Annotated in this window: 9 protein-coding genes and 1 riboswitch; of the genes, 3 read left to right on the top strand and 6 right to left on the bottom strand. The window is 65.3% G+C overall.

The genetic code is table 11. The annotated features are described in order from the left end of the window. Positions 1-14: 14 nt before the first annotated feature. Positions 15-632, bottom strand: coding sequence for a hypothetical protein (locus AC5P53_RS00140; protein ID WP_126411534.1), 618 nt, complete (start codon positions 630-632; stop codon positions 15-17). A gap of 282 nt (positions 633-914) precedes the next feature. On the opposite strand from AC5P53_RS00140, the gene AC5P53_RS00135 reads away from it, so the two are divergent. Continuing rightward, a complete protein-coding gene (locus AC5P53_RS00135; RefSeq protein ID WP_126411535.1) occupies positions 915-1,598 on the top strand; it encodes a hypothetical protein in 684 nt (227 codons plus the stop codon). A gap of 853 nt (positions 1,599-2,451) precedes the next feature. On the opposite strand, the gene AC5P53_RS00130 is transcribed toward AC5P53_RS00135, so the two are convergent. Continuing rightward, on the bottom strand, positions 2,452-4,116 hold the full coding sequence (locus AC5P53_RS00130) for an MFS transporter (RefSeq protein WP_014648890.1): 1,665 nt from the start codon (positions 4,114-4,116) through the stop codon (positions 2,452-2,454). 127 nt (positions 4,117-4,243) lie between these two features. Further along, positions 4,244-5,671, bottom strand: coding sequence for a DcaP family trimeric outer membrane transporter (locus tag AC5P53_RS00125; protein ID WP_032957835.1), 1,428 nt, complete (start codon positions 5,669-5,671; stop codon positions 4,244-4,246). Between the two features lie 245 nt (positions 5,672-5,916). Between AC5P53_RS00125 and acs the strand changes: the two genes are divergently transcribed. Beyond that, positions 5,917-7,860 carry an acetate--CoA ligase gene (gene acs, locus AC5P53_RS00120; RefSeq protein WP_495227038.1) on the top strand — a complete coding sequence of 648 codons (1,944 nt, stop codon included), beginning with the start codon at positions 5,917-5,919 and terminating at the stop codon, positions 7,858-7,860. 110 nt (positions 7,861-7,970) lie between these two features. After that, positions 7,971-8,636, top strand: coding sequence for a response regulator transcription factor (locus AC5P53_RS00115; RefSeq protein WP_006477308.1), 666 nt, complete (start codon positions 7,971-7,973; stop codon positions 8,634-8,636). 102 nt (positions 8,637-8,738) lie between these two features. Here AC5P53_RS00115 and AC5P53_RS00110 read toward each other — a convergent pair whose 3' ends face one another. The 3 genes from AC5P53_RS00110 to AC5P53_RS00100 all read right to left on the bottom strand — a co-directional run bounded on the left by AC5P53_RS00110 (position 8,739) and on the right by AC5P53_RS00100 (position 13,693). After that, the gene (locus AC5P53_RS00110) at positions 8,739-9,194 is read right to left on the bottom strand and encodes an REP-associated tyrosine transposase (RefSeq protein WP_049442103.1); all 456 of its coding nucleotides are present in this window, start codon (positions 9,192-9,194) and stop codon (positions 8,739-8,741) included. A gap of 146 nt (positions 9,195-9,340) precedes the next feature. Further along, positions 9,341-9,916, bottom strand: a complete 576-nt coding sequence (locus AC5P53_RS00105) for a manganese efflux pump MntP (RefSeq protein WP_032957840.1) — start codon at positions 9,914-9,916, stop codon at positions 9,341-9,343. Positions 9,917-10,004: 88 nt separating this feature from the next. After that, a riboswitch (yybP-ykoY riboswitch) is annotated at positions 10,005-10,094 on the bottom strand. Between the two features lie 140 nt (positions 10,095-10,234). After that, on the bottom strand, positions 10,235-13,693 hold the full coding sequence (locus AC5P53_RS00100; protein ID WP_014648893.1) for a hybrid sensor histidine kinase/response regulator: 3,459 nt from the start codon (positions 13,691-13,693) through the stop codon (positions 10,235-10,237). Between the last annotated feature and the right edge of the window lie 168 nt (positions 13,694-13,861).

Genomic DNA, 13,861 nt, shown 5'->3' with positions numbered 1-13,861 from the left:
AGGGCACCAAGGCCCTACTCAGGCGCAAACTCCCGCCTCCAGTCACGCAGCATCTTGACCTCCCGCGCGATCACTGCTGATTCTGCTGCGGGCGAATCGGAGAACAGTTCACCCGAAACTGGAGTTCTTCTCAGGGGGGCTTTTGGATCACCTACGAAGAAGTGGGGTGTAAAGCAGTAAGGCTCATCGCCCGATTCCGTGGGCTGCTTCACCAACGTCGCGAACACGGCATTCGTCGGCACGCTCGGTCTGGCGGCTGAACACCACGGATGCGACGAGACGATGTCCTGAATCCGCGCACCAGCCCGACGTAACTCCGTGGGACTGAAAACCTTGCCGAGAGAGACTCGATGTACCCGATAGGTGTCGACTTCCGGTTGCGCCTCAACAAGCCATCCTGAGTTGTCATGCGATGTGCAACTGCAATCGCAGGTCACCAGCGTTGCGTTTGGTACGGCTTTGTTCCAGGACAGCCAGACCTTCTCTGTCTTGCAAAGTTGTTTGATCACGGGCGATCTTTCCTCGACTCGCAGGCTTCCCTGCGGTGTCGCACCGCCGGCGGCTACATGCGTTTCTGCGCCGGCCGCTGGCGCTGAGACAGTGATGATCGCTGCCAGAAGTACGCTGCGCATTCCCCGATCCGATTCGATGAATCACACATGCTATGGAGCGTACTGGCGAACAAAGGGAGTTCGGGCCATTTGCGTCAGAAGTTGGCAGTTCTTGCTAGAAGTCCCCGTCTTCCGTGTGGCTGGATACGTCATCCCGCACCGGTACGATCAAATACTGGGCTGATATGTAGATTCGTACTTGTTTCATTGCCGCACGACGTCAGCGCGCTGAAGGTATTATCCCACCTCCAATAACATGCGTAGATGCGACGCGTATTTGCATTTCTGACCGGATGTCTTCTCATGGCCGGAGCTTCCGATGCCAGCGAGCAGTCCATTGATGTCGCGGCAGTCGGCCTGAACGCCGAGCGCGAACACATCCCATCGGTGGGCGACAGCCTGGCTGTCGTCGTCGGCGAGCTCGAGGGCGATGCCACACCTGGTGCCAGTATTGGCAAGGTGCTCGAGATACTTGCAGAGAGACTTGAACGTACGACCTGCCATGTCCAGCCCACGGACAATGACAGCTCACGTTCGTCCGGCGTGACCTGCGGCGGACCCGATGTAGACAGCCTCTTCCCGGACTACACCGCCTTGCGGCAGGCGAGCACACCGGCGGAGCGTGATCGGTACGGCCGTCGCTTCCTGGACGCCTATGCGACGTTGCTCAGGGATGCTCCGGATGTCGCCCTCACGCGACCAAGCGAGGATGAGGCGGCAGATGGGCTGTTACATGTACTCTTCCCGTTCAAGGCCTGGGACGAGAAGCTGAACATTCCACGCCATGACGTGTACTTCCCGTTTGTTCCTGTGTGCAACCTCGTTGTCGCTCGCGCTGCGCGCTGCCCGGGAGCCGACCAGCTGCGCAGGGAAATTGGTCGGGCAGGCGATGAGAGTGAACAGCGCTTGTTGTGCATCAAGGAGTTCTCGACGCGGCAGCTGGCGGATGAAGGTGAATGCCCGGAAGCCACCACCACCAGCCCCTGATGCCCATCACATGCTCCCGCCTGAAATTGACGGTTTCCTGGAGAATGAATTTGTTGAGCTTGATCTTCACTGTGCTCGCAGCAGCGGCTTCAACAGAGGATGCGAAGTCTGGCAGCGGGAGATGGGTGCACGCTCGCAGCAACATCACCTTGCGATACGACGGCGAGGAGAATGGACGCTACCGGAACCTGTCGGTGATGAAACAGGGCAAGCTGGTGCGCCGCATAGCGTCGCGCAAACGCTCGTACTCTCTATTCGAGTACGACACCGACCCGGCGACGTCCCCTGACGGTCGGTATGTGCTTGTCACTGACGTGGAATCCGGTGAGGTTGGCATGCCGGATGGACGCCGTTCTCTGCATGAAAGGCAGTACTGCGGTTTCATCGACACACGAAGCGGTTGCCTGCTTGCGCGTCAGACCGGGCAATTCTGTGGAGGGCAATTCAATGACGCTGGCGCCTGGGTATCTCCCGCCCTTCCTGACCTGCACCCCTCTGAGGTGCGTCCCACTGCGGAGGACTATGCCACAGCCCGCCTGAGTCCCTCGGATGCACCCGATGGTTCCCTCGACAATCTGCTTCGCTGCGACCCACCAGGCCCAGGCAACAGGGACCACTACGGGAAGATGATCGATGCGGGGATCTTTGACGTCACTCCCTCGCAGAGAAGGGCACTGTACGGCGGGTAGAGCTGACTGTTGATCGACCGCACAAGGCTGCAGCGTGTACTGCATACCGCGAGGGGTCAGAGCCCATTCGCGCGCGAATGGGATCCGACCCCGGTCGCCACCCCACAAACAAAAAGGCCGCGGTCTGCACCGCGGCCTTTCCTTCACTGCATGGAACCCACCGGTTACTTGGTGATATCCACGTTCTTGGTTTCGCGCAGGAACAGGCCGCCGATCACCACCGACATCAGTGCGATCGCGATCGGGTACCACAGGCCGTAGTACAGGTTGCCGGTACCGGCCACCAGCGCGAACGAGATCGCCGGCAGGAAGCCACCGAACCAGCCGTTGCCGATGTGGTACGGCAGCGACATCGAGGTGTAGCGGATGCGGGTCGGGAACAGTTCGACCAGGTAGGCGGCGATCGGGCCGTAGACCATGGTCACGTACAGCACCAGCAGCCACAGCATGAAGATGGTGCCGGCGATGTTGATGCGGGCGCCATCGGCCTTGGCCGGGTAGCCGGCGGTGGTCAGGGCGGTCTTCAGTTCCGCACCGAACGCATCGGCCTTGGCCTTGCCTTCTTCCTTGGTCAGGCCGGCGGCCTCATACGAGGTGACGCTGGCGCTGCCCACGTTCACCATCGCCAGCGAACCGGCGGCGGCGGGCTGCACGTCGTACGGCACACCGGCCTTGGTCAGCGCGGCGGTGGCCACGTCGCAGGAGCTGGTGAACTTGCGCAGGCCGACCGGATCGAACTGGAACGAGCAGGTAGCCGGATCGGCCACGACCAGGGCCGGCGAGCTGCTGCGGGCTTCTTCGATGGCCGGGTTGGCGAAGTGGGTCAGGCCCTTGAAGATCGGGATGTAGGTGATGGCCGCCAGCAGGCAGCCGGCCAGGATGATCTTCTTGCGACCGATGCGGTCGGACAGCCAGCCGAAGAAGATGAAGAACGGCGTGCCCAGTGCCAGCGCAGCGGCGATCAGCAGGTAGGAGGTGGTGGCATCGACCTTCAGCATGCTGCTGAGGAAGAACAGCGCGTAGAACTGGCCGCCGTACCAGACCACCGCCTGGCCAGCCGCCGCACCGAGCAGGACCAGCAGCATCAGCTTCAGGTTGCCACCCTTCAGGCTGTCGCGGAACGGGGTCTTGGAGCCCTTGCCTTCAGCCTTCATCTGCTGGAACAGCGGCGATTCGCTCAGCTGCAGGCGGATCCATACCGAAATGCCCAGCAGCAGGATCGAGACCAGGAACGGGATGCGCCAGCCCCAGGCTTCGAAGGCCTCGTTGCCCAGCGTCATGCGGCAGGCCAGGATGATCAGCAGCGACAGGAACAGGCCGAGCGTGGCGGTGCACTGGATGAAGCTGGTGTACAGGCCGCGCTTGTCGTCCGGCGCGTGCTCGGCCACGTAGGTGGCGGCACCGCCGTACTCGCCGCCCATCGCCAGGCCCTGGGCCAGGCGCAGGATGATCAGGATCACCGGTGCGGCGAAACCGATCGAGGCGTAGTTGGGCAGCACGCCGACCAGGAAGGTCGAGATGCCCATGATCAGGATGGTGACCAGGAAGGTGTACTTGCGGCCGATGCGGTCGCCGAGGCTGCCGAAGAAGGCCGCGCCGAACGGACGCACGAAGAAGCCGGCAGCGAACGCCAGCAGGGCGAAGATCATGCCCGTGGTTTCATTGACGCCACTGAAGAACTGCTTGGCGATGATGGCCGCGAGCGAGCCGTACAGGAAGAAGTCATACCACTCGAAGACCGTGCCGAGGCTCGAAGCGAAGATGACTTTCTTGTGGCCCTTGGTCAGGGTGCCCGCCGCATGGTGCGGGCCTGGTGCAGTGCTGGACATAAGACGCTTCCCCTCCGAAGCAATCGTTGTGGGTGGGTGCCGACCGTTGGCCGGCACTCAATTCGGCAGGTGCCAACCTTGGCCGGCACCCCATCTCGGTAGGTGCCGGCCGCTGGCCGGCACGCTCTTAGAAGCTGTACTTCGTGGTGAACTGCAACCGGGTGATGTCACCCTTGTTGCCGTTCTCCACTTCGCGGCGGCCGTACATCAGCTCGGCGCCGATATCGACCTTGGGCAGCGGCGAATAGAAGATGTTGCCGCGGATGCTCTGCACGCTCTTGGTCACCAGCGGGCCGAGGATGCTGTCGTTGTCGTAGTCGCTGCGCGCGTAGATCAGGTTGGTGCGCAGCTTCGGCGAGAACGCATGCCGCCAGCCCACGTAGCCGGCCAGCACGCCGGTCGGGTTGAGCTCGTCGCGGGCCACGTCGTAGGCGCTGTCGGCGGTGATGCCCAGGCCGATGTAGCGGGCGATGCCTTCGCCGCCGGTCAGCTGGTAGTGCAGCGAATCGCTGTCACCCATCACCCACTTGCCGCCCAGGGTCAGGCCGCCAGCCACCTTGTCGGCCTTCGCGCCGGTGGCCTGGTTGTCCACCTTCAACTGGCGGACGATGCCACCGACACCAAAGGTGCCCCAGTCGCCCTTCCAGCCATAACGCATGGTCAGGTCGGGCAGGCTGCCACGGTCGGAGTTGGCGCTGGCGTTGGTCCAGGCCCCGGTGACCGGGTTGCGGGTACCGGTGAGGGTGGTGGTTTCCGGGTTTTCCAGTGCGACGCTGAAGCCGCCCTGGGTGTAGCGCACCTGGGCCTGGCGCACGAAGATCACGCCGTCGGTGGGGCCGACGAAGTCGACCGCCTCCGGCAGCGCGGCCGCGTCCATGAAGTTGGACCAGGTCTGGCCGGCCATCCAGTTGTTCCAGTACATGTAGGCGTGGCGCAGGGTTACGCCATAGGTATTGGTGGCGGTCTGGTTGCCCAGCGAGTTGCCGAAGAAGTCCATCTCGAAGAACGCACCGGCCTTGTTGCCCGATTCGCTCACGTTGTCGATGCCCAGGTTGAAGCGCGAGAACTTGGCGTGGGCGTTGAAGTCGGTGCCCGAACGCTTGCCGCTGCCGCCGGCGCCTTCCACCGGGGTCTGGCCCGGCAGGTACAGCGAACGGCCGGTGGCGTCGTCGGCCAGCTGGCCATCGCTGGTCTGGGTGGCCAGGAAGTCGGCCTTGATGAAGCCACCGATCTTGACCGTGGTGCCCGGCGCGGCGCCCGGAGTGATGGTGGTGACCTGGATCGGCTGCTTGCCCGCCGGCACCGAGGCGACCGGCTTCTGCCCGGCCTGCACCGTGCGCACTTCGGTCACCGCCTGCTGGGTCTGGCTGATCTGGGTCTGTTGTTGTTGCTGCGAAGACAGCAGCAGCTGGACCTGGCGTTCCAGTTCGGCAACGCGTGCTTCCAGTGCCTTCTCTTTGGCGGTCTCTGCGAACGCCATGCCCGGTGCGACCAGGGCGACCAACAGGCAGGCCGCCAAAGGTGTGCGCACGGCTTTCAACGTACGGTGGCTCATGTTGCCCTCTCTCCCAAGTGGCAAGGTGATGCCGCGCGTGGGGCACGGTCGAGCCGAGACTGCGGGGCGTTCGCGCACAGCGGCTATTGGCCATTGGTCGAACCCGGCCCTGCTGGGCGCTCACTTTCGACCATGGTCTAACCAGGGTGGTGACGCGGCCGGGGGTGGATGGGGCAAACTGAGGGGGATCGGTCGTTGCGATGCTGCGACCGCACATACAAAGTCAACGTGCAAGTGAGGGTGCCATGGCTGATATCTACCCCGTCGATCCGCAGTTCGCCGCCAAGGCACGCATCGACAAGACGTCGTACGAACAGCAGTACCAGGCGTCGGTGACCGACCCGGATGGTTTCTGGGGCAAGGCCGCCGAGCGCCTGCAATGGATGCGCAAGCCGACGAAGATCAAGAACGTCAGCTATGACCTGTCCGACTTCCACATCAAGTGGTTCGAAGATGGCGAGCTCAATGCCAGCGTGAACTGCCTGGATCGCCAGCTGGAAACGCGCGGCGACAAGACCGCCCTGCTGTTCGAGCCGGACGGCCCGGATGCACCGGCCCAGCATGTGACCTATCGCGAGCTGTACGAGCGCACCTGCCGCCTCGGCAACGCGCTGCGCAACCTCGGCGTCAAGAAGGGCGACCGGGTCACCATCTACCTGCCGATGATCGTCGACGCCGCGGCGGCCATGCTGGCCTGCGCGCGCATCGGTGCGATCCACTCGGTGGTGTTCGGTGGCTTCGCGCCGAACTCGATCGCCGACCGCGTCAGCGACTGCCAGAGCAAGCTGATCATCACCGCCGACGAGGGCCTGCGCGGTGGCCGCAGGATTCCGCTGAAGGCCAACGTTGATGCCGCGCTGAAGCTGCCGGGCACGAATACGGTTGAAACCGTGCTGGTGGTGCGCCACACCGGCGGCGCGGTGGACATGCAGGCCCCGCGCGACCGCTGGTTCCACGATGTGGTGGACAGCCAGCCGTCCACCTGCGAACCGGAACGCATGAACGCGGAAGACCCGCTGTTCATCCTCTACACCTCCGGTTCCACCGGCAAGCCCAAGGGCGTGCTGCACACCACCGGCGGTTACCTGCTGTACGCGGCCTACACCCATGAAGCGGTGTTCGACCTGCGCGAAGACGACGTCTACTGGTGCACCGCCGATGTCGGCTGGGTCACCGGCCACAGCTACATCGTGTACGGGCCGCTGGCCAACGGCGCGACCTCGCTGATGTTCGAAGGCGTGCCGAACTACCCGGATACCTCGCGTTTCTGGAACGTCATCGACAAGCACAAGGTGACCATCTTCTACACCGCCCCGACCGCCATCCGCGCGCTGATGCGCGAAGGCGAGGAGCCGGTGAAGAAGACGTCGCGCGCGTCGCTGCGCCTGCTCGGCAGCGTCGGCGAGCCGATCAATCCGGAAGCCTGGCGCTGGTACTACGAAGTGGTCGGCGACAGCCGCTGCCCGATCGTCGATACCTGGTGGCAGACCGAGACCGGCGGCATCCTGATCTCGCCGCTGGCCGGCGCGATGGACCTCAAGCCCGGTTCGGCCACCCTGCCCTTCTTCGGCGTGCAGCCGGCGCTGGTCAATGCCGATGGCGAGATCCAGGACGGCCCGACCGAGGGCAACCTGATCATCCGTGATTCCTGGCCGGGCCAGATGCGCACGGTGTACGGCGACCACCAGCGCTTCATCGATACCTATTTCCGCACCTACCCGGGCAGCTACTTCACCGGCGACGGTTGCCGCCGCGACGAGGACGGCTACTACTGGATCACCGGCCGCGTTGACGATGTGATCAACGTGTCCGGCCACCGCATCGGCACCGCCGAAGTGGAAAGCGCGCTGGTCTCGCACCCGAAGGTGGCCGAAGCGGCCGTGGTCGGCTTCCCGCATGACGTGAAGGGCCAGGGCATCTACGCCTACGTCACCCTGGTGGCCGAAGAGGCACCGAGCGACGAGTTGCACAAGGAACTGGTTGCCTGGGTGCGCAAGGAAATCGGCCCGATCGCCACGCCGGACCACCTGCAGTGGGCGCCGGGCCTGCCGAAGACCCGCTCGGGCAAGATCATGCGCCGCATCCTGCGCAAGATTGCCGAGAACGCGCCGGACCAGCTTGGCGACACCTCGACCCTGGCCGATCCGTCGGTGGTGGCGTCGCTGGTGGACGAGCGCAAGGTGCGCTGACGTACGACCCGGGGTCGGATCCCCGGGGTCGGATCCCGTTCCGCCAGGAACGGGCTCTGACCCCGGAGGATCTGGCCCCATGCAGTTTCCCCCCACGGTTCCCCCCGACCATGACCACCCTCCTGATTGCCGATGACCACCCGCTGTTCCGCGAGGCCCTGCGCGGGGCCGTGCAGCGGGTCATCCCCGGCGTGCAGTTGTTCGAGGCCGACAGCGTGGAAGCGCTGTATGCACTGGCCGACCAGCACAATGACGCCGACCTGGTCCTGATGGATCTCAACATGCCCGGTGCGCAGGGTTTCAACGCGCTGGTGCACATGCGCTCGCTGCATCCGCACCTGCCGGTGGTGGTGGTGTCCGCGCGCGAAGAAGCCACGGTGATGCGCCGTGCCCTCGACCACGGCGCGCTCGGCTTCATTCCCAAGTCCGCCGACTCGGACACCATCGGCCACGCACTGGGCACCATCCTCGATGGCGAGACCTGGGCACCGCCGGAAGCGCACAACGTGCCACCCACCGGCAGCGAAGAACGCGAAGTCGGCCAGCGCCTGCGCGAGCTGACCCCGCAGCAGTTCCGCGTCTTGCAGATGCTCGGCGCTGGGCGCTTGAACAAGCAGATCGCCTACGACCTCAATGTCTCCGAAGCGACGATCAAGGCCCACGTCACCGCCATCCTGCGCAAGCTGGGCGTGACCAACCGCACCCAGGCCGTGCTGATGGCCGGCAAGCTGGCGATCGACGACGACGCCATCGTGCTGCCGCCGGAAGAAGATTGATCGTAACGGACTGCGGAGCCGAGCATGTGCTCGGCTCCGCAGCCTTCATGATGCCCCTGTAGAGCCGAGCCCATGCTCGGCTGCTCTTGGCCTCAATACCGATCACCCCCAAAGCCGCCATCGACTCCATACATAGGGGTATTCCCCGATGCGCGTGGCCAGCCCAGCACGCACTGGATTGGCTGCAATGTACATCGCCTGCGTGCGCAGGCACTCATCGCTGCGCAACGCATGGTCGTAGTACCCCGGCTGCCAGATCGGTGCGTTCGCATCAACGCGCCTGGCGATGGATCTTCCACCCCGGGACTTCAGGATCTGCATGCAGCCGGCCAGCGTTCCGGTACGCAACTCGACCAACCAATGCAGGTGGTCCGGCATGACCACCCAGGCGAGGGAGGAGGTCCGCCCCGTCCGCTCTACGGTGCGCAGCGCTTCGATCAGCAGATCGACATTGGCCTTGTCGTCGAACCAGGGACGGCGTGCGCGTGTCACAGCCGTGATCGCGTAGACATTGCCGGTCTGCGACCAGCGACCAAAGCGGAGTGCGGGACTGGCCATGCGAAGAGGCTATGGCACGCATGACAGTCTCTCCATCAGCGAAATGCCGTGCTGCATGTCGGCGAATGCTCCAATGTAGAGCCGAGCCCACGCTCGGCTGCCATGTGAAGCAGCCGAGCATGGGCTCGGCTCTACAGGGGCGGGCGTTACCCCACGCCGTGCAGGTGTTCGTACAGGATCGTTGCGCCGATGATCACCAGGATCACGCCACCGATGATCTCCGCACGCTTGCCGACCATGCTGCCCAGTACGCGGCCAAGCATGATGCCGACGGTGACCATGGTCAGCGTGCACAGGCCGATCACCGCAGCCATCACGCCGATATGTACATCCATGAAGGCCAGGCCGATGCCCACCGCCATCGCGTCGATGCTGGTGGCGAAACCGGTCAGCGCCAGCTTCCAGAAGCCGTGGTGTTGCGACGGATCTTCGTCGTCCTCAGCACTGTCGGGGCGCAGGCCGTTGTAGATCATGTGGATGCCCAGTGCGCCGAGCAGGCCGAAGGCGATCCAGTGGTCGAAGGCTTCGACGTATTGCAGGGCAGCCCGACCGAGCAGCCAGCCGATGATGGGCGTGATCGCCTCGATGACGCCGAAGATGATGCCGGCACGCAATGCATCGCGGAACACCGGCTTGCGCATGGCCGCACCCTTGCCGATTGCAGCGGCGAAGGCATCGGTGGACATGGCAAAGCCGATCAGGAGGATCGAAATGGGGGACATGGGCGGTGGCTGAGGTCGGGCTAGGACGGACGCACGGCCTGCGCTCGCGCCCAACCTGACGTTGCGCGCGCGGGCCGCTGGTCTCGCCAACCATCATGGTTGTCCACGCCACGGCGCACTGGCCGAGTATGTTGACGTGGACGATTCCTGCGAAGGAATCCGGCTACTCCCCAAGGGGACGCGAAGCTTAGCATCGCGATCCGCACGTGGCGCATTTCCAGCGAAACGCGCAGGCAGGGCTGGTTTGTATAGCGATGGCTATATCGGCGCCGCTATGCGTTCGGGAGCCGAGCATGGGCTCGGCTCTACAATTGCCGATCAGGCATCGCTATTGCCGGCATCGCGCAGCGCGCCCAGGAAGGCGCGCAGCGAGGCCGGCTTGATCGGCTTGGTCAGCACGCGGTAGCCGCGTTCGCGTGCCATCCGCTTCAGTTCGTCGCGGCCATCGGCGGTCAACAACGCACCCGGCAGCGGGTAACCGGCGGCTTCACGCAGCGCCACCAGCGCATCCAGGCCGTCCATGCGGTCGTGCAGGTGGTAGTCCACCAGCATCACCTGCGGCCGCTCGGCCACTTTCTCCAGCGCCTGATCCACCGTCGATGCCGTAATCACCTGCACCTGCCAGCGACCGAGCAGCGCGCGCATGCCGTCGAGGATCTCTTCGTCGTTGTCGACGCACAGCACGCGCAGGCCGGCCAGCGAATCGCTGCGCAGCGGCGCGGCTGCGGCCTGTACCGGCGCGGCCAGTTCGGTATAGCCCGGCAGCGGCGCCACCCGCGGCAGGATGATCGAGAACATCGAGCCCTTGCCAACCCGGCTGCGCGCATTGAGGCGATGGTCAAGCAGGCGCGAGATGCGCTGGCAGATCGACAGGCCCAGGCCCAACCCCTGTTCGCCCCAATCGAACGGCTGCTGGTAGCGGTGGAACTCGTCGAAGATCTGCCGCATGTGGTGCTCGGGAATGCCCGGGCCGGTATCCCATACCTGCAGCTCCACTTCGTTGCCACGCTGGCGCACCGCCAGCACGATGCGGCCCTGACGGGTGTAGCGCAGCGCATTGGCCAGGAAGTTCTGCAGCACGCGGCGCAGCAGGCGGCGATCACTGCGCACCCAGGCCGGACGCGTGAACAGGTCCAGGCGCAGGCCACGGCCGGCGGCGACCGGCGTGTACTGCGCGGCCAGTTCGCGCATCAGCGCGCTCACGTCGAACTCGCCGATCACCGGGTGCAGGCCACCGGCATCCAGCCGCGACACGTCCAGCAGGCCATCAAGCAGCTCTTCGGCAGCACGCAGCGACGCATCCACGCGCTCGGCCAGGTGCTTCTGCTCGTCGCTCACATGGTCGCTGTCGCGCAGCGCCGAAGCAAACAGCCGTGCGGCGTTCAATGGCTGCAACACGTCATGGCTGATCGCCGCCAGGAAGCGGGTCTTCGACTGCTGCGCGACCTCGGCCTCGTGCGAGCGCTCGGCCACGCGCTGTTCCAGCGTCTCGTTGGCTTCCAGCAGGGCTTTTTCTGCGTGCTTGTAGTCGGTGATGTCGTTGTAGCTGGTCACGTAGCCGCCGCCGGGCAGCGCCTGCCCGCGCATCTCGATCACCTTGCCGTCGCTGCGGGTGCGCTCGAACACGTGCGGTGAGCCGGCGCGCATGTAGCCGATGCGGCGGTTGATCTGCACTTCGATATCGCCCTCGCCCAGCTCGCCGCGCTCGGCGTTGTAGCGGATCAGGTCGGCCACCGGGCGGCCCACGTAGAGCATGCCGTCGGGGTAGCCGAACATGTCCTGGTAGCGGCGGTTCCATGCGGTCAGGCGCATATCCGGATCAACCACGCTGACCCCGGCGCTGATGTTCTCCAGCGTGGTCGACAGGATCTCGCGGTTGAAGCGCAGCTCCTGCCCCGCTTCGTCCAGCACCGCCACCACTTCGCCCAGGTCCATGCCCGAGCCACGCAGCAGGCTGGTCAGCAGCAGGCGCGCCGATGCCGCGCCGATCGAGGCCGCCAACAGACGCTCGGTGAACTGTACCCACGGCCGGTCCGCAGGCGCCGAGGATTGCAGCTCGCGGCCCAGCGACTGCGCCTGCTCGAAGAACGAACGCCGCGCGTGGCGCTCGCCGACCACGCGCGAGGCCAGTGCCAGCAGGTCGCCCACGTGCACGTGGCCGGGCCAGCCGCCGGCCACCGACGGGCGTTCGGCATACGGGTCGAGGAAGGGGGCAGCGCGCAGGCGCTCGTCGACGCCGGGTCGCCAGCGTGCGGACACCAGCATCATCGTCGCCGCATTGACCAGCAGCGACCAGAACGTGCCATGGGTCAGCGGATCCCAGCCGGTCATGCCGAACAGCTGCTGCGGGCGCAGCCACTCAATGCCGAACGGGCCGTGCTGCACCCAGGCGGCATCGACCCAGCCGGCCATGGTCATCGCCGGCAACAGCAGGGTGTACAGCCAGGTGGCGAAGCCGAGCAGCATGCCCACCTCGACGCCACGCCGGCTGGCACCGCGCCAGTACAGGCCGCCGATCAGGCCGGGCGCGAACTGCGCCACCGCTGCGAACGCCATCAGGCCGTACGAGGCCAGGGTGCTGTCGTTGCTGCTGGTGCGGTAGTAGCTGTAGGCCATCAACGCCAGCAGCAGGATCGCCAGGCGGCGGATCCACAGCACGCGCGAGGCGACGTCGGCGGCCTCCTGGTGATCACCGCTCCGACGCAGCAGCACCGGCATCACCAGGTCGTTGCTGACCATGGTAGCCAGCGCGATGGACGACACGATGACCATGCCGGTGGCCGCCGAAAAGCCGCCCACGTAGGCGATCAGCGCCAGCGCGTTGCGGCCCTCGGCCAGCGGCAGGGCCAGCACCATCGAGTCGTCGGCGACGCTGCCGCCGGTGCCGAACAGGGTCACGCCGGCGGTGGCGATCGGCAGCACCATGCCCGAGATCAGTACCAGGTAGCCGCCGAACATCCAGCGCGCGCGGCGCACGTCGCGCACATCGCCGCACTCGACCACAGCCACGTGGAACTGGCGCGGCAGGCAGATGATGGCCAGGAAACTGAGCAGCGTCTGCGAGATGAAGCCCACCGGCGGCAGGCCGGTGAACAGCGTATGCACCGACTCGACCACCGCGTCGGTGCGGTTGCTCAGCCACAGGTAGGCGAACACGCCCACGGCCAGCATCGCCAGCAGCTTGATCACCGATTCGAAGGCGATGGCCAGCATCATGCCGTGGTGGTGTTCGGTGGCATCGACCTGGCGGGTACCGAACAGGGTGGCGAACAGCGCCATCAGCAGCGCCACGTACAGCGCGGGATCGGTGAAGAAGCCGGTCGGGCCGGTGTTGCCGGTCAGCACCTGCAGGCTCATCGCCACCGCTTTGTACTGCAGCGCCAGGTACGGAATGATGCCGATCAGCGCGATGATCGCCACCAGCGCCGCCAGCCGCCGCGAGCGACCGAAGCGCGAGGAGATGAAGTCGGCGATGGAGACCACGTTCTGGCTGCGCGCGATCAGCGCCAGGCGCTCGATGATGCGCCAGCCGAACAGCAGCAGCAGCAGCGGGCCGATGTAGATGGGCAGGTAGCCCACGCCGTTGCGCACGGCGGTGCCGACCGCGCCGTAGAAGGTCCACGACGAGCAGTACACGGCCAGTGCCAGGCTGTAGACCACCGGCCGCAGCCACGGCCGGTCGGGGTACATCGGCCGACGGTCGCCCCACCACGCCACGCCGAACAGCAGCGCGGCATAGGCAACCGAGACCAGCAGCAGGATCCAGCTGGAGACCACGCGTGCGTTTCCGTCAGGACAGGGGTCAGTAGATCACGACCGCTGGTCGTGCGGGTAGGTCACGAGGAAGGACCGCAAGGGTGGAGCATGGCAGTAGGTCACGATCGTTGATCCGTCTGGTGGGTCACGACCGTTGGTCGTGACGGGGACATCCGTGCCCACTAACAG

It is taken from the genome of Stenotrophomonas sp. YJH_SMC_82 (assembly GCF_059368875.1).
The sequence above is the reverse complement of the archived record's forward strand: the minus strand, read 5'-3'. Positions and strand labels throughout refer to the sequence as shown.